A 25,247-nucleotide genomic window follows, 5' to 3' on the forward strand; every position below is an offset into this window, starting at 1 on the left:
AGGTCGCGGCTCAGGGCATCTCCTCGTAGGCGGGGACCGTGAGGAAGTCGGCGTAGTCGTCGGCCACCGCGACCGCCAGGAAGAGGTCGCGCGCGCCGGCGTAGTCGGCACCGCCGCCGGAGGCGCTCAGCTCCTGGAGCACCTCGTCGGTGAGCCGGTGCACGAGGTCGGTCGTGACTGTCTCGCCGGTGTCGTCGAGGACGACGTCGTTGTGGATCCACTGCCAGACCTGGCTGCGGCTGATCTCGGCGGTGGCGGCGTCCTCCATGAGGTTGTGGATGCCGACCGCGCCACGGCCGGTCAGCCACACCGCGAGGTACTGCAGGGCCACGTCGATGTTGGCGCGCAGCCCGGCCTCGGTCACCTCACCCGGCGTGGCCGAGACGGACAGCAGGTCGGCGGCGGAGACGGAGACGTCCTCGCGCAGCCGGTCCACCTGGTTGGGCCGCTCGCCCAGGACGGCGTCGAAGACCTCCAGGCAGGTGGGCACCATGCCGGGGTGGGCGACCCAGGAGCCGTCGAAGCCGTCGTCGGCCTCCCGCTGCTTGTCGGCACGGACCTTGTCGTAGGCGGCCTTGTTGACCTCCTCGTCCTTGGAGGGGATGAAGGCCGCCATGCCGCCGATGGCGTGGGCGCCGCGCTTGTGGCAGGTGCGCACCAGCAGCTCGGTGTAGGCGCGCATCATCGGTGCGGTCATCGTCACGGCGTTGCGGTCGGGCAGCACGAAGTTCCGCCCTCGGGTGCGGTAGGTCTTGATGATGCTGAACAGGTAGTCCCAGCGTCCGGCGTTGAGGCCGGCCGAGTGGTCGCGCAGCTCGTAGAGGATCTCCTCCATCTGGAAGGCGGCCGGGTAGGTCTCGATGAGGCAGGTGGCCCGGATGGTGCCCTGCGGGATGCCGAGCGCGTCCTGGGCGAGGACGAACGCGTCGTTCCACAGCCGCGCCTCGAGGTGGTGCTCCATCTTCGGCAGGTAGAAGTAGGGGCCCTTGCCCGCGTCCAGCTGCGGCTGGGCGCAGGCGACCATGTAGAGGGCGAAGTCGACCAGGCCGCCGGAGGTGCGCTGCCCGTCGACCAGGATGTGCTTCTCGTCCAGGTGCCAGCCGCGCGGGCGCATGACGATCGTCGGCAGCTGGGACTGGTCGGTGGTGGAGAGGCGGTACTCCTTGCCCTCGGGCGAGGTGAACTCGATGGTCCCGAGGACGGCGTCGCGCAGGTTGCGCGGCCCGTCGACCACGTTGGTCCACATCGGGGTGTTGGCGTCCTCCTGGTCCGCGAGCCAGACCCGCGCGCCGGAGTTCATCGCGTTGATCGTCATCTTGCGGTCCGTGGGGCCGGTCATCTCGACCCGGCGGTCGACGAGGCCGGGGGCGTGGGGCGCGACGCGCCAGGAGTCGTCCTCGCGGACGGCGGCCGTCTCGGCCAGGAAGTCCAGGTCCTGCCCGTCGGCGACGGCGCGCACGACCTCCTGGCGGGCGGCCAGGCGCTCCTGCCGGCGCTGCTCCAGCTGACGGTGCAGCGTGGCGATCAGCTCCAGCGCCGGGCGGGACAGGATCTCCTCGTCCCCGGGACGCAGGTCTGCCGTGACCTCCACGCCCTCGGGCAGGTCCAGCGTGGGCGGGGTGGTGGTCGCGTCGCTCATGAGCGGCTCCTCGCAGTCGGTTCCACGATGTGGAATGGAAAATCCGATGGGTGAAATGACCGTAGCCGTTCACAGCGTATCGGTCCACCGCGGGCCTGTGCTCACCCGTGCCGCCGGCCCCACCCCTGAGGGGGTACGAGGCGGGCGGGGCGATCGCCTAGGGTGGAGGTCGTGGGAGCCCACGAGATCGTCATCAGCGCCGATGACCGCCCCAGCCGCGAGGAGCTCGTCGAGCTGTACGACGCGGTGGGCTGGACGACGTACACCACCGACCCGGACGTGCTCGTCGCGGCCGTGGAGGGGTCCACCCGCGTGGTCACGGCCCGCTACGGCGAGGACCTCCTCGGCCTGGCCCGTGTCGTCTCCGACGGCGCGAGCATCGCCTACCTCCAGGACGTGCTCGTGCGCCCCGAGCTGCAGCGCGAGGGTGTGGGCCGTCAGCTCGTGCAGGCGGCGCTGGAGCCGTTCGCGCACGTGCGGCAGAAGGTGCTGCTGACCGACGACGAGCCGCGTCAGCGGGCGTTCTACGAGTCCCTGGGCTACACCGAGCTGCGCGACTACGGCGACGGGGCGCTGCGCGCGTTCGTGCGCTTCGAGGGCCTGGCCGCCGCGGCCGCCCGCCAGGAGGGGCCGGACGCCTCCGGCCGGCCCGGTGGGACAGACCCGGTCCACGTCTGAGGCGGCCCTCGAGCGCCCAGCGCCTCGGCCGCGCGGGGGAGGAAGGCCTGTCCCGGGCGGCGCCGGTGCCCGGGCAGGGAGCGCCGTGGGACACTGGCACGACTGCCCGCGCTGACTCCATACCCTGAAGGTGCCAACCCGCTGTGTCTCCCCTCGCCCGCCCCGACTCGGTGCCCCAGCCGGCGACCACCCCGCCGGAGCGCATCCGCAACTTCTGCATCATCGCTCACATCGACCACGGCAAGTCGACGCTGGCCGACCGCATGCTCCAGGAGACCGGCGTGGTCGACCAGCGCCAGATGCGCGCCCAGTACCTGGACCGCATGGACATCGAGCGCGAGCGCGGCATCACGATCAAGAGCCAGGCGGTGCGGATGCCGTGGAGCGCGCCGGAGGGAGCGACCGGCGGCCTGAGCACGTACGTGCTGAACATGATCGACACCCCGGGGCACGTCGACTTCACCTACGAGGTGAGCCGCTCGCTGGCCGCCTGCGAGGGCGCCGTGCTCCTGGTCGACGCCGCGCAGGGCATCGAGGCCCAGACGCTGGCCAACCTCTACCTGGCGATGGAGAACGACCTCACGATCATCCCGGTGCTGAACAAGATCGACCTGCCCTCGGCCCAGCCGGAGAAGTATGCCGAGGAGATCGCCGGCCTCATCGGCTGCGACGTCGGCGACGTGCTCCGGGTCTCGGGCAAGACGGGCGAGGGGGTCCCCGAGCTGCTCGACCGCATCGTGGAGCTGATCCCGGCGCCGACCGGTGACGCCGACGCGCCGGCCCGGGCGATGATCTTCGACTCGGTCTACGACACCTACCGCGGGGTCGTGACCTACGTCCGGGTGATCGACGGCAGCCTCTCGCCGCGCGAGCGCATCGCGATGATGTCGACCAAGGCCACCCACGAGCTGCTGGAGATCGGGGTGAGCAGCCCCGAGCCCGCGCCGTCCAAGGGGCTGGGCGTCGGGGAGGTGGGCTACCTCATCACCGGGGTGAAGGACGTGCGCCAGTCCAAGGTCGGTGACACGGTCACCACCCTGGGGCGGATGGCGACCCAGGCCCTCGGCGGCTACAAGGAGCCGCGACCGATGGTCTTCTCCGGTCTCTACCCGATCGACGGGTCCGACTACCCGATCCTGCGCGACGCCCTGGACAAGCTCAAGCTCAACGACGCCGCCCTGGTCTACGAGCCGGAGACCTCCGCAGCGCTCGGTTTCGGCTTCCGCGTCGGCTTCCTGGGGATGCTGCACCTGGAGATCGTCCGCGAGCGGCTGGAGCGCGAGTTCAACCTCGACCTCATCTCCACGCTGCCCAACGTGGGGTACGAGGTGGAGATGGACGACGGCACCGTCGTCGACGTCACCAACCCCAGCGAGTTCCCCGCGGGCCGGATCGCCTCGATCACCGAGCCGGTGGTGCGGGCCACGATCCTGGCCCCGAGCGAGTACATCGGCGCGATCATGGAGCTGTGCCAGACCCGCCGCGGCACGCTGCGGGGGATGGACTACCTCTCGCCCGAGCGGGTCGAGATGCGCTACACGCTGCCGCTGGCAGAGATCGTCTTCGACTTCTTCGACGCGCTGAAGTCCCGCACCCGCGGCTTCGCCTCGCTCGACTACGAGCCCGACGGCGTGCAGGTCGCCGACCTGGTCAAGGTCGACATCCTGCTCCAGGGCGACACGGTGGACGCCTTCAGCGCGATCGTGCACAAGGACAAGGCCTACGCCTACGGCGTGCAGATGGCCGGCAAGCTCAAGGAGCTCATCCCGCGCCAGCAGTTCGAGGTGCCGGTGCAGGCCGCCATCGGGGCCCGGGTGATCGCCCGCGAGACCATCCGCGCGATCCGCAAGGACGTGCTCGCCAAGTGCTACGGCGGTGACATCAGCCGCAAGCGCAAGCTGCTGGAGAAGCAGAAGGAGGGCAAGAAGCGGATGAAGATGGTCGGCTCCGTCGAGGTCCCGCAGGAGGCGTTCATCGCCGCGCTGTCGCAGGACGGGGGCTCGGCCACCGCCGAGAAGAGCAAGAAGTGAGCGGGGCCGACCACCCCGGCGAGCACGACCTGCCCGGCAACCCCGACCTGGCCGGCCACAACGCCCTGGGGCACCCCGCCATCGGGCCCCGCCCGCTGTCGCGCACCCGCTCCTTCACCCGCAGGGGCGGGCGGATGCCGCGCACCCACCAGGCGGCGTGGGACCGCCTCGCGACGGAGGTGGTGCTGGACGTCCCGCGGCCCCTCGGTGAGACCTCCACCGTCGTGGACCCCTCCTACCGGCTCGACCCCGTCGACGTCTTCGGGCGCCGGGCACCGCTGGTCGTCGAGGTCGGGTCCGGCTCCGGTGACGCGCTGGTCGCCGCGGCGACCGCGCGCCCGGACTGGGACTTCCTCGCCCTCGAGGTCTGGCGGCCGGGCATCGGGCACGCGCTGGCCAAGATGGAGCAGACCGCCGGGGCGCCGCTGCCCAACGTGCGCGTCCTCGAGGCCGACGCCGCGGTGGCGCTGCGCACCCTGCTGGCACCGGCCTCGGTGCACGAGGTCTGGACGTTCTTCCCCGACCCGTGGCCCAAGGCCCGGCACCACAAGCGCCGGATCGTCAGCGCCGAGTTCGCCGGCACCGTGCTGCGCCTCCTCGCCCCCGACGGTGTCTGGCGGCTGGCCACGGACTGGGGGGACTACGCCGACGCGATGCGCGAGGTGCTCGACGCCCACGAGGGTCTGCGGCTGGCGTCCACCGACCGGGCCCCGCTGCGCCCGGTGACGCGGTTCGAGCGCCGCGGCCTGGCCGAGGGCCGGTCCATCACCGACCTCGCCTACGTGCCGGCGTAGGGCGCGCCCCCCGGCACTCGCTCCATACCCGCCCGCCGGCAGCTCCACCGGGCGTGCCGAGTGACCCACTTCGGCATAGCCCGACACCGGATGCGTCGACCGAAGTGGGCCGCTCGGTAGCGGGCCTGCGCAGTGCGGGCCGATCGTCGGTCAGGTAGCTGCGCACCTCGCGCCTGTGGATGACCGCGCCCGCCGACCTCCGTGTTGGGGCAGGCTGCCGAGATGGCCGAGCTCGACGTCACGCAGCCGTTCACGACCCAGCGCGCGCTGGCGGCCGGCCTGACCCGGTCGGTGCTGGCATCCTCCCGCTACCGGCAGATCGTCCGCGGGATCCATGTCTCGGCCGCCGTGACCGACGTCCACGCCGAGGCCCGGGCCGCCCTGATGGTGGCCTCGGTGCGGTCGGCCCTCGTGTCGCACCACCTGGCTGCCCGTCTCTACGGCGCGGTGGTGCCGGACACGCCATACCTGCACGTCTCGGTGCCGCCAGGTGCCAAGAGGCGTCGCCGTGACGGCGTGGTCGTGCACCATTCGGCGCGTGCGGCCGTCCGCTTCCGGCAGCTGCCGGTCACCTCGCCGGAGGACACGTTCCTGGACCTGGCGGCCCACCTGCACCTCGTGGACCTGGTCGTGCTGGGGGACAGCCTGGTGAGGAAGGGGCGAACCACGGGCGACAGGCTGACGGGGGCCGCAGGGGCAGCCACCGGGCGGGGCGTGCGTCTGGCCCGCCGGGCTGCCGCGCTGGTCCGGCCGCGTGTCGACTCGCCCATGGAGACGCGGTGCCGGATGCTTCGCGTGCTCAGCGGGCTGCCGGAGCTCGAGACGGACATCCGCTTCCATGACGAGCACGGCAACCTGCGCCGCCGGCTGGATGCGGGCGACCGTCGCACCCGCACGGCGGTGGAGTACGACGGCCGGCACCACGTCGAGCGGGAGAGGCAGTGGGAGGCCGACCTGGGTCGGCGCGAGGAGCTCGAGGACGACGAGTGGCGGGTGGTCACGCTGGTCAGCAAGGACGTCTATCGGACCCCCGGCGACACCGTCGCCCGGCTGGAGCGCATCTTCCGGCGGCGGGGCATCCGGGTGGGACGACGAAGCCAGGAGTGGAGGAGGTACTTCCCGCAGCGTTGACGGTCGGGCGCCGAAAGGCCCACTTCGGAAGTCTGCACGCGCCTCGAGAGCTACCGAAGTGGGTCGGTCGGTGAAGCAGCGGCTGACCGCCGTCCGGACCTCAGTCGCCGACGCTGTCCCGGGCTCTCTTGACCAGCCGCGGGTCGGGCCGCAGCACGATGTCGTGGTCCTTGCCCTCGTAGTCGAACTGGGACAGGAAGTGGCGCATCGCGTTGATCCGGGCGCGCTTCTTGTCGTTGGACTTGATCGTGATCCACGGCGCCAGGTCGGTGTCGGTGCGACGGAACATCTCCTCCTTGGCCGCGGTGTAGTCCTCCCAGCGGTCCAGCGACTCCAGGTCCATGGGGGAGAGCTTCCACTGCCGGACCGGGTCGAGCTGGCGGATCGCGAAGCGGGTGCGCTGCTCGGTGCGGGTCACCGAGAACCACAGCTTGGTGATCGTCGTGCCGGACTCGACCAGCATCTGCTCGAAGGCGGGCGCCTGCTCCATGAACAGCTCGTACTCCTTGGTGGAGCAGAACCCCATCACCCGCTCGACGCCGGCCCGGTTGTACCAGCTGCGGTCGAACAACACGATCTCCCCGGCCGTCGGAAGGTGCTGCACGTAGCGCTGGAAGTACCACTGCCCGGACTCCACCTCGGTCGGCCGGTTGAGCGCCACCACCCGTGCACCGCGCGGGTTGAGGTGCTCGGTGAAGCGCTTGATCGACCCACCCTTGCCGGCCGCGTCACGCCCCTCGAAGACCAGCACGTGGCGGCTGCCGTTGTCCTTGGCCCAGTACTGGAACTTCAGCAGCTCCACCTGCAGCAGCCACTTCTCGACCTCGTAGTAGTCGCGGCTCATGCGCTCGGCGTAGGGGTAGTCCTCACGCCAGGTGTCGACCGCGCTGCCGTCGGGCGTGATGAGGTCCGGGTCCGACCCCTGGTCGTCCCGGACCGTGTACCCCTCCTCGCGGAGGTGGTCGATGTACTCGCGGAGGCGCTGCTGCACGGTCCCGACCCTAGCGCGGCCCGGCGCTCCTGAGCCGGACCACCGGTCACGTCCGGGGACCACCACCCCGGGTGGGACACTGGGGCCATGCCCTCCGCCTTCCCGCCCGGTGAGCCCGCGCCGCCGGACGGCGCGCTGCCGCCGCAGGCGCTGGAGGGTATGGCGTCACGCACGTTCTCGGTCTACGTCCACGTGCCCTTCTGCCGGGTCCGGTGCGGCTACTGCGACTTCAACACCTACACCTTGCCCGAGCTGGGGGAGGGGCCCGGCCTGACGGCGGACTTCGTGCGGGCGGCGCACGCGGAGCTCGCGGTCGCGGAGCGGGTGCTGGACGCCGGACGTCCGCCCGAGGTCTCCACCGTCTTCTTCGGTGGCGGCACCCCGACGATGCTCCCGCCCGAGGTGCTGGGGGACCTGCTGCACGACATCCGTGAGCGGTGGGGCCTCGCGCCGGAGGCAGAGGTGACGACCGAGGCCAACCCGGACACCCTCGACGCGACCGTCGCCCGGACGCTGGCGGCGCAGGGGTTCACGCGGGTGAGCATCGGGATGCAGTCCGCCGTCCCGCACGTGCTGCGCACCCTGGACCGCACCCACGACCCGGCCAACGTCGAGACGGCCGTCGCCGCGGCACGGGACGCCGGGCTGCAGGTGAGCCTGGACCTGATCTACGGCACGCCGGGGGAGTCGCTGGAGGACTGGCGCCGCAGCCTCGAGGCCGTGGCCGCGCTGGAGCCCGACCACGTGTCGGCCTACGCCCTGGTGGTCGAGGAGGGCACGAAGCTGGCGGCGCAGGTGCGCCGGGGCCAGGTGCCGGCGCCCTCGGACGACGACGAGGCCGACAAGTACGAGCTGGCCGACGAGGTGCTGGCCGCCTCCGGGTACGACTGGTACGAGATCTCGAACTGGTCCCGGGGTGCGGGGTCGGAGTGCGCGCACAACCTGGCCTACTGGCGCGGGGGTGACTGGTGGGGGGTCGGGCCCGGCGCGCACAGCCACGTCGGCGGCGTGCGCTGGTGGAACGTCAAGCACCCCCGCGCCTACGCTGCGCGCCTGGCCGACGGGCTGAGCCCGGCGCACGCCCGCGAGGTCCTCGGGCCGGCGCAGCGGCACGACGAGACGGTGCTGCTCGGGTCGCGGCTGGCGGAAGGGCTGGCCAGCGACGTGCTGTCCGCGACGGGACGGCACGAGGTCGCCGGGCTGATCGCGGACGGGCTGGTGGACGGGGTGGCCGCGCTGCGCGGGACGGTGGTGCTGACCCGGCGCGGTAGACTGCTTGCCGACACCGTCGTCCACCGGCTGCTCCCCGACTGACGGGAGCCGGCCGCGGTCCTGGGACCGGACGCGGGTCTTTCCCGACACGCCACGTCCGTGCCGGCCCGCGCGTGCCGCGAGCCGGTAGACACGACAGCAGATCCTGCCGGGTATGAGCCGGCAGGGCCTCACCGCGTGTGCACATGGATGTGGCCCGCTTCGCGAAGTATGAGTTCGCGAAGCGGGCCACGGACCAGCTGTGACGCGCTGGACGGTGCGCGAGGTGTCCGGAGGCTCGACTCCCACGTCACCGGGAGTGTCCATATGGTGCTCAACGGCACCTGGCGGACGTTCGAATCCTCGACAGTCTTGCGACCCGCGCTTCCTCGTCGGAAGTGCGTAGAGGAATGTCTACTCCCTCACCGGACGCCACGCAAGAGGCTCGCCCCAAAAAGTTGCCCGACCCCGCGTGTCGTGCTTGACATGCGGGGCCGGTGAGTGCGGCAGTCGGGGACGTCTCAGCTGAGGATGCGCAGCTGGAAGGGGTAGTCGTAGACCTCTCCACGCGAGGCCGTCAGGGCGCCCTTGACGTGCACCCAGATCTGGACGACGAAGAGCACCACCCAGATCGGGATGGCCCACAGGAAGCCGATGCCCAGCGTGACGATGACGCTCACCCAGGTCAGCACGGACGCGATCGTCAGCGCGACGTTGAAGTTGAAGGCGCCGGCGGCGACGGTGCGCACGGCGGCGCTGCGGTCCTTGTAGAACAGCCAGACCAGCAGCGGGCCCAGGAAGGGCAGCCAACCCACGCTGACCAGCATCGCCACCGGGGCGGACAGGTGGGCGACGAGCATCATCGAGCGCTCGTCGCCGCTGACGGGGGGCGGCCCGCCGTAGCCACCCGGTGCGGGCGGCCCGCCGTACCCGCCGGGGGCGGGCTGACCGCCGGGGGCGGGCTGGCCGCCGTAGCCCGGCTGGCGGGCGGTGGTCGGATCGTGGTGCTCGGGGTTGTGGCTCATGCGGACCCTCCTCGGTCTGACGGAACCGTGACGAAGTCGATCAGCTCTTCGACGCTGGCGAGCAGCGTGGGTTCCAGGTCACTGTAGGAACGCACGGTGGACAGGATCTTCTTCCAGCCCAGCCCGACGTCGGCCTGGGTCTCGTGCGGCCACCCCAGCTCGGCCAGGATGCCGTGCTTCCACGACCGGCCGCGCTCGATGACCGGCCAGGCCTGCAGGCCGAGCCGCGCCGGCTTCACCGACTGCCAGACGTCGACGTAGGGGTGGCCCAGGATGCGCACGTGCGGGCTGACCCGCTCGGCCTCGGCGACGATGCGGCTCTCCTTGGTGCCGGGCACCAGGTGGTCCACGAGCACGCCGAGCCGCCGCCCCGGGGTGGGGGCGAACTGCCGGATGAGCGCGGAGAGGTCGTCGACCCCGTCGAGCATCTCCACCACGACGCCCTCCACCCGCAGGTCGTCGCCCCAGACCTTCTCGACGAGCTCGGCGTCGTGGCGTCCCTCCACCCAGATCCGGGACCCGCTCGCGACCCGGGCCGCCTGGCCGGTCACCCGCACGGACCCGCTGGCGGTGCGGCTCGCCGCCTTCTGGGCCGCGGCCACCTGGGCCCGTCGTTCGGCGGTGGGCGCGGTGAGCACCACCGGCCGGCCGTCGACGAGGAAGCCCGGTCCGAGCGAGAAACCCTTGGTGCGGCCGCGACGGTCCTCCAGGTGGACGACCTGCATCCCACCGGCCTTCTCCACCCGTACGACGGCACCGACCCAGCCGGTGTCGACGTCCTCCACCACGAGCCCGGTCACCGCCTCCGTGTCCTGGGCCCGGCCCCTTCTCGGGGCACGCCAGTCGGTGCTGAGCACGTCGGTTCCGTAGCGGTCCTTCACAGCCGTCGAGGGTATGCCGTGGGGCCGGTCAGCCGGGTGAGGCGCGCCCCCGGGACGGCACGAGGGCCCGGTCGGTCGACCGGGCCCTCGGCGTACCTCGCGTCAGTCGACCTGACGAGGCCGCGTCATGTCGCCCGGCACCACCCAGGCGTCGAACTGCTCCTCGGTCACCTCACCGCTGGCGACGGCCGCCTCGCGCAGGGTCAGGCCCTCCTTGTGCGCCTTCTTGGCGATGGCGGCGGCCTTGTCGTAGCCGATGTGCGGGTTGAGCGCGGTGACCTGCATGAGGTTGCTGGCCAGGTTGGCCTCGATCCGCTCGGTGTTGGGCTCCAGACCGACCGCGCAGCCGTCGTTGAAGGCCCGGGACGCGTCGGCGAGCAGCCGGATGCTCTCCAGCACGGCGTGCACCATGACCGGCTTGTAGACGTTGAGCTGGAAGTTGCCCTGGGTGCCGGCGAAGGCGACGGTCGCGTCGTTGCCGAACACCCGGGTGGCCACCATGGTCAGCGCCTCGGACTGGGTGGGGTTGACCTTGCCCGGCATGATGCTCGAGCCGGGCTCGTTCTCGGGGATGGTCAGCTCGCCGATCCCGTTGCGCGGGCCCGAGGCCAGCCACCGCACGTCGTTGGCCATCTTCATCAGGGCGCCGGCGAGGGTGCGCAGCGCCGCGGAGGTCTGCACCAGCGCGTCGTGCGCCGAGAGGGCGGCGAACTTGTTCTCCGCCGAGCGCAGCTCCATACCCGCCTCCTCGCCCATCTTGCGGGCGGCCAGGTCGCCGAAGCGGGGGTGGGCGTTGAGCCCGGTGCCCACGGCGGTGCCGCCGATGGCCAGCTCGCGCAGGCCCTCCCCGGCGTGCCGCACCTCGGCCATCGCGTAGTCGATCTGCGCCACCCAGCCGCCGATCTCCTGGCCCAGGGTCACCGGCGTCGCGTCCTGCAGGTGCGTGCGACCGACCTTGACCACGTCGGCATACTCCTGCGCCTTGGCGGCCAGGGTGTCGCGCAGCACCCCGACCCCGCCCTCGAGCCGGTCGCGCAGCTCCAGCAGGACCGCGATGTGCATCGCGGTGGGGAAGGTGTCGTTGCTGCTCTGACCGCGGTTGACGTGGTCGTTGGGGTGCACCGGGGTCTTGCTGCCCAGCTCCCCGCCGGCCAGCTCGATGGCCCGGTTGGCGATGACCTCGTTGCTGTTCATGTTGCTCTGGGTGCCCGAGCCGGTCTGGAACACCACGAGCGGGAAGTGGTCGTCCAGGTCGCCGGCGATGACCTCGTCGGCGGCGCGGGCGATCAGGTCGGCGACGTCCTGGGGCAGCTCGCCGAGCTCGGCGTTGGCCTGCGCGGCGCCCTTCTTGAGGATGCCCAGCGCCTTGATGACCGGGCGCCCCCAGACGAAGGTGTCCCTGCCGATGGGGAAGTTGTGGATGCTGCGCTGCGTCTGCGCGCCCCAGTAACGGTCGGAGGGGACCTCGACCTGTCCCATGCTGTCGGTCTCGATGCGCGCCGTGCTGCTCATGGAGAGCCATGCTAGGGGCCCTCGCCGCGCGGTCCGCGACGAGCCTGCCGGGTATGGCGTACGCCGGGCGGGTTTGCGCCGGACCGGTAGACTGGCACTCGCGAAGTGAGAGTGCCAACCGGCGAGCAGAGGAGGTGAGGCACGGATGAGCGACGACCGTCGTCTGGAGATCCTGCGGGCCATCGTGCAGGACTACGTGCGCACGTCCGAGCCCGTCGGCTCCAAGGCGCTGCTCGAGCGGCACCAGCTCGGCGTCTCCGCCGCCACCGTCCGCAACGACATGGCCGTCCTCGAGGAGGAGGGCCTGATCACCGCGCCGCACACCAGCGCCGGGCGGGTGCCGACCGACGCGGGCTACCGGATGTTCGTCGACCGCCTCTCGGCCGTCAAGCCCCTCACGCGGGCCGAGCGGACCGCGATCGAGCGGTTCCTGCACGGCGCGGTCGACCTCGACGACGTCGTGACCCGCACCACCCGGCTGCTCTCGAGCCTCACGCACCAGGTCGCGGTGATGCAGTACCCGAGCCTGTCGCGGTCGAGCGTGCGCCACATCGAGCTGGTGCCCGTGGGCGGCACGCGGCTCATGGTCGTGCTCATCGTCAACACCGGCCGCGTCGAGCAGCGCGTCATCGACGTAGGACGTGACCTCACCGGCCAGGAGGCGCTGGTCGCCGACCTGCGGGCCCGCGTCAACGGCACGGCCGTCGGCGAGGCGCTCACGGCGGTGCCGGACCGCCTCGTCGGAGTCGTCGACGCCGTCGCCCCGGAGGACCGCCCGGTCGCCTCCGCCGTCGCCGCCGCCCTGCGCGACGCCCTGGAGGAGCAGGCCGAGGAGCGGGTGGTGCTCTCCGGCACCGCCAACCTGGCCCGCGTCAACACCGACTTCCCGACCTCGCTGTCCGCCGTGCTCGACGCGCTCGAGGAGCACGTGGTGCTGCTGCGCCTCATGGGCAGCCTGTCCAGCGTCCCGGACGCCGACCGCGTCGCGGTGAGCATCGGGGCCGAGAACCCCTACGCACCGCTGCGCACGACCTCGGTCGTGGCGACCAGCTACGGTGTCGCCGGCGGACTCGGGGTCCTGGGCCCGACCCGCATGGACTACCCCCAGGCCATGGCGGCCGTCCGTGCCGTGGCGCACTACGTCGCCGAGATCCTGGACGGGTGAGACCCCCGTCCACCTGCCCGCCGCCGGCGCTCGGCATACCTGAGCGCCTTCGACCGTTGCACCATCGTTGCCCGCGACCGACCACCCAAGGACGCCTCCTGCTGTGAACGACTACTACGCCGACCTCGGAGTCTCCCGCGACGCCTCCGCGGAGGAGATCAAGAAGGCCTACCGCAAGAAGGCCCGCCAGCTGCACCCGGACGTCAACCCGGGAGCGGAGGCGGAGACGGAGTTCAAGCGGGTCTCCCAGGCCTACGACGTGCTCTCCGACGCCGGGAAGCGGGCGGCCTACGACCGTGGCCAGGACCCCTACGCCGGTGCCACCGGCGGCTTCGGCCAGGGGTTCACCTTCAGCGACATCATGGACGCCTTCTTCGGCGGCACCGCCGCCGGTGCGCGCGGCCCCCGCTCGCGCGTGCAGCGCGGGCACGACGCGCTGGTGCGCCTCGACGTCCCGCTGTCGACCGCCGTCTTCGGCAGCGAGGAGACCCTGACCATCGACACGGCGGTCCTGTGCACCACCTGCACGGGGTCCGGCGCCCAGGCCGGCAGCGGCACCCGCACCTGCCAGATCTGCGCCGGCCGCGGTGAGGTCCAGCAGGTGCAGCGCTCCTTCCTCGGCCAGGTCATGACCTCCCGGCCCTGCCAGGCGTGCCGCGGCTACGGCGACGTCATCGAGCACCCGTGCTTCGACTGCTCCGGCGAGGGGCGCGTCCGCACCCGCCGCGACCTGACCCTCAAGGTCCCCGGCGGCGTCGACAGCGGCACCCGCATCCAGCTGGCCGGGGAGGGCGAGGTCGGACCGTTCGGCGGCGAGCCCGGCGACCTCTACGTCGAGATCGCCGTCGAGCCGCACGAGACCTTCACCCGGCGCGGCGACGACCTCCACTGCACCCTCGAGGTGCCGATGACGGCGGCGGCGCTCGGAGCCACGCTGCCGGTGGAGACGCTCGACGGGCCCACCGAGATCGACGTGGTCCCCGGCACGCAGCCGGGGGAGACGGTCACGCTCGGCGACCACGGCGTCACGCACCTGCGTGCGCAGGGCCGCGGCGACCTGGTCGTCCACCTCGACGTCAAGGTGCCGACACGGCTGACCGACAGCCAGCGCGAGCTGCTGGCCCAGCTGGCCGAGGAGCGCGGGGAGGCCCGGCCCGAGGGCCGGATGGCCGCCGCCGGCCACGGCCGGGGCAGCAAGTTCTGGGACGTCCTGCGCGGCCGCTGACAGACACCCGACCACCTCGACGTGAGCGCACCCCTCTTCCTCGTCGGCGCCGGCACGCTGCCCGACGGCACCACCACGGTGCACCTCGACGGCCCCGAGGGTCGGCACGCGGCCGACGTGCAGCGGCTCACGGTCGGCGAGCGCGTCCTGCTCTCCGACGGCGCGGGTCGCCTGGCCCGGTGCACCGTGTCCGCAGCCTCCCGCGGGTCCCTCGACCTGCGCGTCGAGGACCTGCGCGACGAACCGCTGCCCGCCCGCCGGCTGGTCCTCGTCCAGGCCCTGGCCAAGGGGGACCGGGACCTGATGGCGGTCGAGGCGGCCACCGAGCTCGACGTGGACGAGGTCGTGCCCTGGCAGGCTGACCGCTCGATCGTGCGGTGGAAGGGTGAGCGCGGGGAGAAGGCCCGCGGCAAGTGGGAGCAGACCGCCCGCGCGGCGACCAAGCAGTCGCGCCGGGCGCGCGTGCCGGTGGTGGCGGGGCTGGTCGGCCGCGCGGCGCTGCTGGACCGGGTGGGCCGCGCCGACCTCGCCGTGGTGCTGCACGAGGAGGCCGGCACGCCGCTGACCGGGCTCGCGCTGCCGGCCCGGGGCGAGATCCTGCTCGTCGTGGGCCCGGAGGGCGGGATCAGCCCGGACGAGCTGGCGGCGCTCGTCGACGCCGGTGCCCGTCCCGTACGTCTGGGCCGCACCGTCCTGCGCACCTCGACGGCGGGTGCGGCCGCGCTGGCCGCGCTCCATACCCTCGGCGGCTGGCGGTGAGTGTGGGCACGCGCGCGCCGAGCGAGGACCCCGGCACGCGCCCGGTGCCGCCCTCGATCTTCTCCCCGGGCCTGCGCAGCGCCTCCGTCGGGGCGACGGCGCTCATCGCGCTGCTGGCCCTGGAGTACATCGCCGTGGGCGCCGCCATGCCCACGATCGCGGGCGCGCTGGACGGCTACCACCTCTACAACATGGCCTTCGGTGCCACGGTGGCCGCGAGCGTGGTCGGGATGGTCGTCGGCGGCTGGTGGAGCGACCGCGCCGGCCCCCGCCCGGTCACCGTGGTCGGGGTGCTGACCTTCTGCGCCGGCCTCGTGCTGGCGGGGCTGGCGCCGACCATGGAGGTCTTCGTGCTCGGGCGCGCGGTGCAGGGGCTGGGCAGCGGCCTGACCACCGTCGCCGTGTATGTCGTGATCGCCCAGCGGGTGCCGGACCAGCGCCGCCCCGCCGTCTTCTCCCTGCTCGCCGCCGCCTGGGTGGTGCCGGGTCTGGCGGGGCCGCTGCTGACCGGGCTGGTCGTGGAGCACCTCACGTGGCGGTGGGTCTTCCTCGGGGTCGCGCCGCTGGCCGCGCTGTCGTTGGTGGTCTTCTGGCGCGCGCTGCGGGCGACGCGGTCCGGTGAGGACTCGCCCTACCTGCGTCCCTCGACCATCGCCTGGGCGGTCGTGGCCGCGGTGGGCGTCGGGGTGCTGAACATGTCGGGCGAGAGCGTGGACGGCCTCGAGCGGGTCGTCGGCCCGCTGGTGCTGCTCCTCGTCGCCGTGGCGAGCTGGCGGTTGCTGCCGGCCGGCACCCTCTGGTCGGCGCGGGGCCTGCCCTCCGTGATCGGGGTGCGCGCCGCCATGGGCGGGTCGTTCCTGGCCGCGGAGGCCTACCTGCCGCTCATGCTGCGCGACGAGCACGGCTACTCGCCCGCCCAGGCCGGTGCCGTCCTCGCGGTCGCCTCGGTCGCCTGGGCCTTCGGGTCCTGGCTGCAGGGGCGGCTGGGCGAGGGTGTCGACCGTTACCGCGTCATGACCCTCGGGGTGTCGGTCTTCACCGCCATGATGGTCCTGCTGGCGGTCGCCGTCTGGCTGCGCTGGCCGGGCTGGGCGCCGATCCTCGTCTACGGCGTGGCCACGCTGGGGGTGGGGCTGGCCTACCCGACGACGACGCTTCTGGTCATGCGGCTGTCGACGTCCTCGCAGATCGGGCGCAACTCCTCGGCGCTGCAGGTGGGGGAGTCGCTGAACGGCGCCGTGGCCCTGGCGGTGACCGGGGTCGTGTTCGGCCTCCTCTACGCCACCCAGCCGCACGCGGCGTTCGTCGGCACGCTCGCCGTGGCCGCGGCCGTCGGGGCCGTGGCCGTGGTGAGCGTGCTGCGGGCACGGCCCGCCCGATGAGCCGCCCCGGGCCGGGGGCGGCGCCCGCGCATAGACTGGAGGCCTGATGACAGAGCCCAACCTCGAGCACCGGACGTCCCCCACCCACACCGTCGTGATCCCGGACGACGTGCCGATGGTCAGCCTCCTCGGCCCTCGCGACGAGCTGCTGCGCACGATCGAGCGGGGCTTCCCCAGGGTCGGCGTGCACGTGCGGGGCAACGAGTTCCGCCTGTCCGGCGACACCGAGGAGCTGGTCCTCGTGGAGCGGCTGATCGACGAGCTGCTCGCCGTCGCCGGGGCGGGGCACCCGCTCAACCGCGACGCGGTCGAGCGGTCGATCGGGATGCTGCGCGCGGCCACCGGCGAGCGCCCGGCCGACGTCCTGACGATGAACATCGTCTCCAGCCGCGGACGCACCGTGCGGCCCAAGACGCTGAACCAGAAGCACTACGTGGACGCGATCGACCGGCACACGATCGTCTTCGGTCTCGGTCCGGCGGGCACCGGCAAGACCTACCTGGCGGTGGCCAAGGCCGTCGCGGCCCTGCAGGCCAAGGAGGTCAACCGGATCATCCTGACCCGCCCCGCGGTCGAGGCGGGGGAGCGCCTGGGCTTCCTGCCCGGGACCCTCACGGACAAGATCGACCCCTACCTGCGGCCTCTGTACGACGCCCTGCACGACATGGTGGACCCCGACTCGATCCCGCGCCTGATGGCCGCCGGCACCATCGAGGTGGCTCCGCTGGCCTACATGCGGGGCCGCTCGCTGAACTCGGCCTTCATCATCCTCGACGAGGCCCAGAACACCTCGCCGGAGCAGATGAAGATGTTCCTGACCCGCCTGGGCTTCGGGTCCAAGATGGTCGTCACCGGCGACACGACCCAGGTCGACCTGCCCACCGGCACGTCCTCGGGGCTGCGCGTCGTCCAGGACATCCTCGAGGGCGTCGAGGACATCCACTTCGCGCACCTGACCAGCCAGGACGTCGTGCGGCACCGCCTCGTCAGCGACATTGTCGACGCCTACGGCCGGCACGAGGCCCGCCGCGGCGGCCGCACCGCCCGCAGTGGCGGTGCGCGCCCGGCGCGGGCGCAGACGGAGGCGCCGGCGGCCGACGGGCCGTCCGGGCAGGACCGGGCATGAGCATCGAGGTCCTCAACGAGTCGGGCGAGGTGCCCTCTCCCGTCCCCGAGCAGGAGCTGGCCGACCTCGGCCGGCACGTGCTGGAGCAGCTGCGCGTGCACCCGCTGGCCGAGCTGACCATCACGCTGGTGGACGAGCCCGCCATGGCCGCGCTGCACGAGCGGTGGATGGACCTGCCGGGCCCCACCGACGTGATGAGCTTCCCCATGGACGAGCTGCGCCCGGGTCACGACGAGGACGAGCCCGCCGAGGGCGTGCTGGGCGACGTCGTCCTGTGCCCCTCGGTGGCGCGGGCGCAGGCCGCGGCCGCCGGCCACGCGGTCGGCGACGAGCTGCTCCTGCTGACCACGCACGGCATCCTGCACCTGCTCGGCTTCGACCACGCCGAGCCCGAGGACGAGCGCGAGATGTTCGACCTGCAGCGCACCCTGCTGCTGACCTTCCTGGCCCAGCGGGGGCGGAGCACGACCGCGGCCCCGGAGGCGGGCCGAGCATGACCCCTCTCGTCGCTGTCGCGATCCTGACGACGGTGATCGCCTTCCTGCTCTCGGCGGGGGAGACGGCCCTGACCCGCACCAGCCGGCACCGCGCCGAGCAGCTGGCCGAGGAGGGCCGCCCCGGCGCCCGCGCCCTGGTGCGGATCGCCGCCGACGCCCCGCCCTACCTGGCGGTGGCCAACTTCGTCCGGGTGACCGCGGAGGCCGCCAGCGCCGTGGCGGTGACGGTCGCGGTGGACATCGTGACCGACTCGCACTGGCAGACCGCCCTGATCGCCACCGCCATCATGGCCGTGGTCTCCTTCGTCGCGGTCGGCGTCTCGCCCCGCACGCTGGGCCGTCAGCACGTCGAGTCGGTGGCGCTGATGGCCGCCCCGGTGGTCCGCACCCTGCGCCTCTTCCTGGGCCCGGTCGCCAAGCTCCTCGTCGTCTTCGCCAACATGGTCACCCCCGGACGCGGCTACGCCGAGGGTCCGTTCGCCTCCGAGTCCGAGCTGCGCGACCTCGTCGACCTGGCGGGGGAGTCCGCGGTCATCGAGGACGAGGAGCGCGAGATGATCCACTCGATCTTCGAGCTCGGCGACACGGTGGCCCGGGAGGTCATGGTGCCCCGCCCCGACCTGGTCACGATCAAGGCCGAGAAAGTGCTGCGGCAGGCCATGTCCCTCTTCCTGCGCTCCGGGTTCTCCCGGGTGCCGGTCGTCGGCGAGGACACCGACGACGTCCTGGGGATGCTCTACTTCAAGGACGTCGCCCGCGCGGTCAACTCCAACGCCGACGCCGCGCGTTCCGTCCCCGTCACCGAGGTCATGCGGCCGGTGCAGCGGGTCCCGGAGATGAAGCGGGTCGACGACCTGCTGCGCGACATGCAGCGCGGCCGGCAGCACGTGGCGATCGTCATCGACGAGTACGGCGGGACGGCGGGCCTGGTCACGATCGAGGACATCGTCGAGGAGATCGTCGGCGAGATCACCGACGAGTACGACCGGGACCAGGTCGAGGTCGAGCAGGTGGTGGCCGAGGACGGCACGGAGATGGTCCGCGTGCCCGCCAACCTGCCCGTCGACGACCTCGCCCAGATGTTCGACGTCGAGATCGGGTCCGAGGACGTCGACTCCGTCGGTGGCCTGCTGGCAACGGCGATCGGCCGGGTGCCGATCCAGGGGGCCACGGGGCAGGTCGCGGGCCTGGAGCTCACCGCCGAGCGGATGGCCGGCCGCCGTCGGAGGGTCGCCACCGTCCTCGTCCGGCGACTGCCGGAGCCGTCGGAGGACGACACCGAGGACGACGGCCGGTCCGAGCAGGGCCGGACGACCGCAGAACCGGGCGCCGGCCCCGGCGCTCAGACCACGGAGGTGAGCCGTGCCCACTGACCCCACGACCGCGGGGGCCGACCCCGGCGACGGGAGCACGGCATACCGCAGCGGGTTCGCCTGCCTGGTCGGCCGGCCCAACGCCGGGAAGTCGACCCTGACCAACGCCCTCGTCGGCAGCAAGGTCGCGATCACCTCCTCCAAGCCGCAGACGACGCGGCACACGATCCGGGGGATCCGCACCACCGACCACGCTCAGCTGGTGCTCGTGGACACCCCCGGGCTGCACCGGCCCCGCTCGCTGCTGGGACAGCGGCTCAACGACCTCGTGCGCGAGACGCTGCTCGGGGTCGACGTCATCGGCTTCTGCCTGCCCTCGGACCAGCGCATCGGGCCGGGGGACACCTTCATCGCCGGCGACCTGCTCGACCTGCACAGGGTGCGCCGGGTGCCGGTGGTCGCGATCGCCACCAAGGCCGACGCCGTCAGCCGCGACCGGCTCGCCGAGCACCTGGTGGCCATCGACCAGCTCGGTGACTGGTCGGAGATCATCCCCTGCTCCGCGGTCAGCGGAGAGCAGGTCGAGGAGGTGGCCGAGGTGCTCGCCGCCCACCTGCCCGAGTCGCCACCGCTCTACCCCGCCGACCAGCTCACCGACGAGCCGGCGGTCGTGATGATCGCCGAGCTCGTGCGGGAGGCCGCGCTGGAGGGCGTGCGCGACGAGCTGCCGCACAGCCTGGCCGTGCAGGTCGAGGAGATCGTGCCGCGCGAGGACCGCCCCGACGACGACCCGATGAGCGACGTGCGGGTCAACGTCTTCGTGGAGCGCCCCAGCCAGAAGGCGATCATCATCGGCCGCGGCGGCTCGCGGCTGCGTGAGGTGGGGACGACCGCCCGGCGCGGCATCGAGAAGGTGCTCGGGCACCGGGTCTACCTCGACCTGCACGTCAAGGTGGCCAAGGACTGGCAGCGCGACCCCAAGCAGCTGGACCGGCTCGGCTTCTGACCTGCCCGTCCCCGGGCACCGTGGCAGAGTGAGCCCATGAAGAAGCTCCTCAACGACCCCGGCCGGGTCGTGGTCGAGTCGCTGGCCGGTCTGGCGGCGGCTCACCCCGACCTGCTCGAGGTCGACCTGGGGCAGCGCGTCGTGCGGCGCCGGGGCGGGACCCGGCCCGGCAAGGTCGGCGTTGTCTCCGGGGGAGGGTCGGGCCACGAGCCCCTGCACGCCGGCTACGTGGGGGTCGGGATGCTCGACGCGGCGTGCTGCGGCGAGGTGTTCACCTCGCCTGTGCCGGACCAGTTCGTCGCCGCCCACCACGCCGCCGACGGGGGCGCGGGCGTGGTGCACGTGCTCAAGAACTACACCGGTGACCTGCTCAACGCCGAGATGGCCCACGACATCCTCCGGGCCCAGGACGTCGACGCCCTGGAGGTGGTGGTCACCGACGACGACGTCGCCGTGCTCGACAGCACGTTCACGGCCGGGCGCCGCGGCGTCGGTGCCACCGTGCTGGTCGAGAAGCTGGTGGGTGCCGCCGCCGAGGAGGGGCGCGACCTGGCGGCCTGCGCGGCGCTCGGCCGCGAGGTCAACGCCCGCAGCCGCTCCATGGGGGTGGCCCTGACCTCGTGCACGGTCCCGTCGGCCGGGGTGGCGACCTTCGCGCTCGCGGACGACGAGATCGAGCTCGGCATCGGGATCCACGGCGAGCCCGGACGCCGGCGGGCGCCGCTGCAGCCGGCGCACGACGTCGCCGCCGCGCTCCTCGCACCGGTCGTCGAGGACCTGGCGCTGCGGCGCGGGGAGGCGGTGGTCGTGCTGCTCAACGGCATGGGCGGCACACCTCTGATCGAGCTGTACCTCATGTTCCACGAGGTGCGGTCCATCCTCCACGAGACGAGGGGCGTCACGGTCGCCCGCAGCCTCGTGGGCAACTACATCACCTCGCTGGAGATGGCCGGCTGCTCGGTCACCCTCCTGCGGGCCGACGACGAGATCGTCCGGCTGTGGGACGCCCCCGTGGCGACCCCCGGCCTGCGATGGGGAGCGTGAGAGACGACGTGGCTGACCTGACCGCCTTCCAGTCCTGGATCGCCGAGACCTCTGCCGAGCTCGACGAGCACGCCGGGCACCTCACCGAGCTCGACCGCGCCATCGGTGACGGCGACCACGGCACCAACATGGCCCGCGGTTTCGGGCGGTGCGCCGAGCTGGCGGGCGAGGAGCAGTTCCCGAGCATCGACGCCTACCTCAAGAAGGTCGGGATGACCCTGGTGAGCACGGTCGGCGGGGCCTCCGGCCCGCTCTACGGGACCTTCTTCCTCCGGTTCGCCGGGCCGCTCGCGGCCACCGACGACGCCGGGGTGCACGCGCTGGCGCAGGGCCTGCGGGCCGGGGTCGACGGCATCGTGGCCCGGGGCAAGGCCGAGGTCGGCGACAAGACGATGTACGACACCTTCGCCCCCGCGCTGGAGGCCTTCGACGCCGCCGCCGTCGCCGGCAGCCCCGTCGCGGAGTGCCTGCGCGCGTGCGCGGAGGCCGCCGACAGCGGCCGGGACAGCACCGAGCCGCTGGTCGCGCGCAAGGGGCGGGCGTCCTACCTGGGCGAGCGCAGCGCCGGGCACCTCGACCCCGGCGCGAGCAGCGCGGCCCTGCTGCTCCGGGCGGCGGCCCGGACGCTCGCCTGAGCCTGCGCCGTGATCTCCCTCGTCGTCGTCGCCCACAGCCGTCCCCTCGCCCGCGCGGCCCTGGACCTGGCCCGCCAGATGGTGGAGGACGGGGCCGGCCCGCACGTCGAGATCGCGGCGGGGCTCGACGAGCACACCCTGGGGACCGACGCCGCGGCGGTGGCCGAGGCCATCGACCGCGCCCACACCGCGTCGGGCGGTGACGGGGTCCTGGTGCTGCTCGACCTCGGCAGTGCCGTGCTGTCGGCCGAGATGGCCCTCGAGCTGCTCGACCCCGGCGTCGCGGCAGCCGTCAGGCTCAGCCCCGCGCCGCTGGTGGAGGGGTTGGTGGCCGCGCTGGTGACCGCCGCCGCGGGCGCGGACCTGGCCTCGGTCGAGCGTGACTCCCGCGCGGCGCTGCGCCCCAAGGCCGAGCACCTGGGCACGGAGGACCCCACGGGGGGCGGGCCCAGGACGCCGGGCCTGCCGGACGCGATGTCCGTGGAGCTGCCCGTGACGGGCGAGCACGGGTTGCACGCCCGACCTGCGGCCCGGCTGGTCTCACGCGTGGGGGCCTACGCCCCCGCCACGCGGGTCGTGGTCCGCAACCTCACGTCGGGCAGGGGCCCGGTCGACGCCCTCAGCGTCTCGGCTGTCGCCACCCTGGACGCGCAGCAGGGTCACGTCCTCCTCGCGGAGGCCCAGGGGCCAAGGGCCCAGGAGGTCCTGGCCGCGCTGCGCGACCTGGCCGACGAGGGTTTCGGTGACCTTCCCGTGCCCGCCGAGCCGCTGGCGGACGTGGCGACCCCGGTCCCGGCCGTGTCCGCCGAGCCCGGGGTCGCCGGCTCCGGGCTCGAGGCGGCGGTCGGTCCCGCAGTGCTGCTGGAGACCGTCCCGGACCCGCACGGGGTCTCCGCAGAGGACCCCCGGGCCGAGGCCGCGCGGCTGGCCGCGGCCGTCGAGCAGGCCCTGGGGCAGCTGCTCGAGCTGGGGGAGCGTGCCGGCCGCAACCTGGGCGAGGGCGAGGCGGAGGTGTTCACCGCCCACGCCACCCTGCTGCGCGACCCCGAGATCGTCCGGACCGCCCAGCGGCTCATGGACGCAGGCTCCTCGGCCGCGGCCGCCTGGAGCGACGCGGTGACCGCGGTCGCGTCCGCCTTCGAGGAGCTGGCCGACCCCTACCAGCGGGAGCGGGCCCAGGACGTGCGCAGCGTCGGCGAGCGGGTGCTGCGGCTGCTGCTCGGGGTGAAGGAGCCGGAGGTCCTCGACGACGGCGTCCTGGTCGTCGACGAGCTGTACCCCGCGCTGGCGATCTCCCTGGACGCCTCCCGCGTCCACGGGGTGGTGACGCGGGTGGGCGGTGCGACGGGTCACGGCGTGCTCATCGCGGCGGCCCGCGGCATCCCGGTGCTGACCGGGGTCGGCGCCCGCGCGGACGTGCCGGCCGGGACCGTCATCGCCTTCGACGCCCGCAGCGGTGAGCTGGCCGTGGACCCCGGGCCGCAGGTGCGCGCCGCCTTCGAGGAGATGGTCGAGGCCCGCCGGGCCGAGCGGGAGGCGGCGCTGCACAACGCCCACCTCCCGGCCCTGACGACCGACCGTGTCCGGATCCGGGTCAAGGCCAACGTCTCCTCGGTGTCGGTGGCCCGGCTCGCGGCCGGCCTGGGGGCGGACGGGTCCGGACTCGTGCGCACGGAGGCCGTCTTCGCGCAGTGGCGCCAGGCGCCCACGGTCGAGGAGCAGACGGAGGTCTACCGCGCCCTGGCCGACGTCTTCGACCCCCACCAGGTCTGCATCCGCACCTGGGACGCCGGCGGGGACAAGCCGTTGGCGTTCATCGACCGGCCCACCGAGGCCAACCCCTTTCTCGGGGCCCGCGGCGTGCGGACCTTCACCTCCGATCCGGGACTGCTGCTGGACCAGCTGGAGGCCGTCTGCCGGGCCGCGGGCGGCCGCAGCATGCGCCTGCTGTTCCCGATGGTGTCCACCCCGGCGGACCTGCGGATGGCCCTGGACCTGCTCGGCCGGGCGGCCCGCCGCGCCGGGCTGCCCGACCCGCCCGAGGGTCTGGAGGTCGGCATCATGGTCGAGGTGCCGGCCGCCGCGCTGCGGATCGGGCACCTGGCCCGCGGCCTGGACTTCGTCTCGATCGGCAGCAACGACCTGGTGCAGTACGTCATGGCGGCCGAGCGGGGCAACCCTGCGCTCGCACCCTGGTCGGACCACCTCGAGCCGGCCGTGCTCGGACTCATCCGGCACGTGGCCGACCACGTGCCCGAGGGGGTGCCGGTGGGGCTGTGCGGCGCGATGGCCGGCGACCCGGACCTGGCCGGGCTGCTCGTGGGCCTGGGGGTGGACGAGCTGAGCACGATGGCCGCGGGGGTGCCCATCGTCAAGCAGCGGTTGCGCAGCGGGTCGGTGGCGCAGTTCCGCGAGCTGGCCGAGCAGGCCCTGTCCGCGGCCGACGCCGCCGAGGTCCGGGCGCTGCTCGAGCGCAGCCGGCAGCACCTGTTGCAGGGCTGAGCGACAGCCGGCGGCGGAGCTCGGCTCAGCGCACGCCGCGCGGCCGGAACTGGATGCTGATGCGCGGGCCCACCGGCTGCGACGTCTTGGGCACGCAGTGGTCCCAGGTGCGCTGGCAGGACCCGCCCATGACGAGCAGGTCGCCGTGCCCCACCGCATACCTGAGGCTGGACCCGCCACCCCGAGGCCGCAGGAGCAGCGCGCGCGGGGCCCCGAGGCTCACGATGGCGACCATCGTGTCCTGGGAGGTGCTGCGCCCGTGCCGGTCACCGTGCCAGGCGACACTGTCGCGGCCGTCGCGGTAGAGGCACATCCCGGCGGTGCGGAAGGGCTCGCCGAGCTCGGTGGCGTAGTAGCGGCTGAGCTCCTCCCTGGCCTCGGCCAGCACCGGGTCGGGCAGGTGCTCCTGCTCCCGGTAGAACCGCAGGAGGCGAGGCGTGTCGACCTCCTGGTCCCACATGGTGCGACGCTCGGCGCGCCACTCCACCGCGGCGGGGCCGCCGAGGGACAGCCGGGAGAAGAGCTCGTCGGCCCCGGTGACCCATCCCGGGCGGACGTCGACCCAGGCGCCGGCCGTCAGCGTCGTGCGGCGGACCGCACCGGAGAGAGGGCGCAGCCCGACCTCGTCGACCTGGTCCAGCAGGGACCCCTGGAGCATCAT

22 protein-coding genes are annotated in these 25,247 nt (G+C 73.1%); 16 read left to right on the top strand and 6 right to left on the bottom strand.

Going from position 1 to position 25,247, the window contains the following annotated elements; genetic code table 11:
- Positions 1-10: 10 nt before the first annotated feature.
- Complete coding sequence (gene aceB / locus K330_RS0104795) at positions 11-1,639, bottom strand: malate synthase A (protein WP_022920717.1); 1,629 nt, start codon at positions 1,637-1,639, stop codon at positions 11-13.
- A 171-nt stretch (positions 1,640-1,810) separates the two neighbouring features.
- On the opposite strand from aceB, the gene K330_RS19235 reads away from it, so the two are divergent.
- The 4 genes from K330_RS19235 (at position 1,811) to K330_RS0104815 (ending at position 6,272) form a co-directional block, all read left to right on the top strand.
- A complete protein-coding gene (locus tag K330_RS19235) occupies positions 1,811-2,317 on the top strand; it encodes a GNAT family N-acetyltransferase (RefSeq protein WP_084617200.1) in 507 nt (168 codons plus the stop codon).
- Between the two features lie 143 nt (positions 2,318-2,460).
- Positions 2,461-4,347, top strand: coding sequence for a translation elongation factor 4 (lepA, locus tag K330_RS0104805; protein WP_022920719.1), 1,887 nt, complete (start codon positions 2,461-2,463; stop codon positions 4,345-4,347).
- Positions 4,344-5,141, top strand: a complete 798-nt coding sequence (gene trmB, locus K330_RS19240) for a tRNA (guanosine(46)-N7)-methyltransferase TrmB (protein ID WP_022920720.1) — start codon at positions 4,344-4,346, stop codon at positions 5,139-5,141. Before lepA ends, trmB begins: the two co-directional genes overlap by 4 nt.
- A gap of 222 nt (positions 5,142-5,363) precedes the next feature.
- The gene (locus K330_RS0104815; RefSeq protein ID WP_040657762.1) at positions 5,364-6,272 is read left to right on the top strand and encodes a hypothetical protein; all 909 of its coding nucleotides are present in this window, start codon (positions 5,364-5,366) and stop codon (positions 6,270-6,272) included.
- Between the two features lie 100 nt (positions 6,273-6,372).
- Here the strand turns inward: K330_RS0104815 and ppk2 are convergent, their stop codons facing one another.
- A complete protein-coding gene (ppk2, locus tag K330_RS0104820; protein WP_022920722.1) occupies positions 6,373-7,263 on the bottom strand; it encodes a polyphosphate kinase 2 in 891 nt (296 codons plus the stop codon).
- Positions 7,264-7,350: 87 nt separating this feature from the next.
- On the opposite strand from ppk2, the gene hemW reads away from it, so the two are divergent.
- Positions 7,351-8,577, top strand: coding sequence for a radical SAM family heme chaperone HemW (hemW, locus tag K330_RS0104825; RefSeq protein WP_022920723.1), 1,227 nt, complete (start codon positions 7,351-7,353; stop codon positions 8,575-8,577).
- 458 nt (positions 8,578-9,035) lie between these two features.
- Here hemW and K330_RS0104830 read toward each other — a convergent pair whose 3' ends face one another.
- From K330_RS0104830 to fumC, 3 genes are all read right to left on the bottom strand, one after another.
- A complete protein-coding gene (locus K330_RS0104830; protein ID WP_022920724.1) occupies positions 9,036-9,539 on the bottom strand; it encodes a DUF4870 domain-containing protein in 504 nt (167 codons plus the stop codon).
- Entirely contained in the window at positions 9,536-10,420 is an 885-nt protein-coding gene (locus K330_RS0104835; RefSeq protein ID WP_022920725.1) for a DUF3097 domain-containing protein, read from the bottom strand. Before K330_RS0104835 ends, K330_RS0104830 begins: the two co-directional genes overlap by 4 nt.
- Positions 10,421-10,522: 102 nt before the next feature.
- Positions 10,523-11,932, bottom strand: a complete 1,410-nt coding sequence (fumC, locus tag K330_RS0104840; RefSeq protein ID WP_022920726.1) for a class II fumarate hydratase — start codon at positions 11,930-11,932, stop codon at positions 10,523-10,525.
- A gap of 145 nt (positions 11,933-12,077) precedes the next feature.
- Here fumC and hrcA point away from each other — a divergent pair, with 145 nt between their 5' ends.
- From hrcA to ptsP, 11 genes are all read left to right on the top strand, one after another.
- Positions 12,078-13,097 carry a heat-inducible transcriptional repressor HrcA gene (hrcA, locus tag K330_RS0104845; protein WP_022920727.1) on the top strand — a complete coding sequence of 340 codons (1,020 nt, stop codon included), beginning with the start codon at positions 12,078-12,080 and terminating at the stop codon, positions 13,095-13,097.
- A gap of 103 nt (positions 13,098-13,200) precedes the next feature.
- On the top strand, positions 13,201-14,322 hold the full coding sequence (gene dnaJ, locus K330_RS0104850) for a molecular chaperone DnaJ (RefSeq protein WP_022920728.1): 1,122 nt from the start codon (positions 13,201-13,203) through the stop codon (positions 14,320-14,322).
- Positions 14,323-14,343: 21 nt separating this feature from the next.
- Positions 14,344-15,081: a 16S rRNA (uracil(1498)-N(3))-methyltransferase gene (locus K330_RS0104855; RefSeq protein WP_022920729.1), complete on the top strand. Its 738-nt coding sequence runs from the start codon at positions 14,344-14,346 to the stop codon at positions 15,079-15,081.
- Positions 15,078-16,463, top strand: coding sequence for an MFS transporter (locus tag K330_RS0104860; RefSeq protein ID WP_229665751.1), 1,386 nt, complete (start codon positions 15,078-15,080; stop codon positions 16,461-16,463). Before K330_RS0104855 ends, K330_RS0104860 begins: the two co-directional genes overlap by 4 nt.
- 46 nt (positions 16,464-16,509) lie before the next feature.
- Positions 16,510-17,589 carry a PhoH family protein gene (locus K330_RS0104865; RefSeq protein WP_022920730.1) on the top strand — a complete coding sequence of 360 codons (1,080 nt, stop codon included), beginning with the start codon at positions 16,510-16,512 and terminating at the stop codon, positions 17,587-17,589.
- The gene (gene ybeY / locus K330_RS0104870; RefSeq protein WP_029202326.1) at positions 17,586-18,086 is read left to right on the top strand and encodes an rRNA maturation RNase YbeY; all 501 of its coding nucleotides are present in this window, start codon (positions 17,586-17,588) and stop codon (positions 18,084-18,086) included. Before K330_RS0104865 ends, ybeY begins: the two co-directional genes overlap by 4 nt.
- Entirely contained in the window at positions 18,083-19,459 is a 1,377-nt protein-coding gene (locus tag K330_RS19245; RefSeq protein WP_022920731.1) for a hemolysin family protein, read from the top strand. Before ybeY ends, K330_RS19245 begins: the two co-directional genes overlap by 4 nt.
- Positions 19,449-20,405, top strand: coding sequence for a GTPase Era (era, locus tag K330_RS0104880; protein WP_022920732.1), 957 nt, complete (start codon positions 19,449-19,451; stop codon positions 20,403-20,405). Before K330_RS19245 ends, era begins: the two co-directional genes overlap by 11 nt.
- 36 nt (positions 20,406-20,441) lie before the next feature.
- The gene (gene dhaK / locus K330_RS0104885) at positions 20,442-21,449 is read left to right on the top strand and encodes a dihydroxyacetone kinase subunit DhaK (protein ID WP_022920733.1); all 1,008 of its coding nucleotides are present in this window, start codon (positions 20,442-20,444) and stop codon (positions 21,447-21,449) included.
- An 8-nt stretch (positions 21,450-21,457) separates the two neighbouring features.
- A complete protein-coding gene (gene dhaL / locus K330_RS0104890) occupies positions 21,458-22,084 on the top strand; it encodes a dihydroxyacetone kinase subunit DhaL (RefSeq protein ID WP_022920734.1) in 627 nt (208 codons plus the stop codon).
- Positions 22,085-22,093: 9 nt separating this feature from the next.
- Complete coding sequence (gene ptsP, locus K330_RS0104895) at positions 22,094-24,586, top strand: phosphoenolpyruvate--protein phosphotransferase (RefSeq protein ID WP_022920735.1); 2,493 nt, start codon at positions 22,094-22,096, stop codon at positions 24,584-24,586.
- A gap of 25 nt (positions 24,587-24,611) precedes the next feature.
- On the opposite strand, the gene K330_RS0104900 is transcribed toward ptsP, so the two are convergent.
- On the bottom strand, positions 24,612-25,247 hold the full coding sequence (locus K330_RS0104900) for an alpha-ketoglutarate-dependent dioxygenase AlkB (protein ID WP_022920736.1): 636 nt from the start codon (positions 25,245-25,247) through the stop codon (positions 24,612-24,614).

It is taken from the genome of Ornithinimicrobium pekingense DSM 21552 (assembly GCF_000421185.1).
GTDB lineage: Bacteria > Actinomycetota > Actinomycetes > Actinomycetales > Dermatophilaceae > Ornithinicoccus > Ornithinicoccus pekingensis.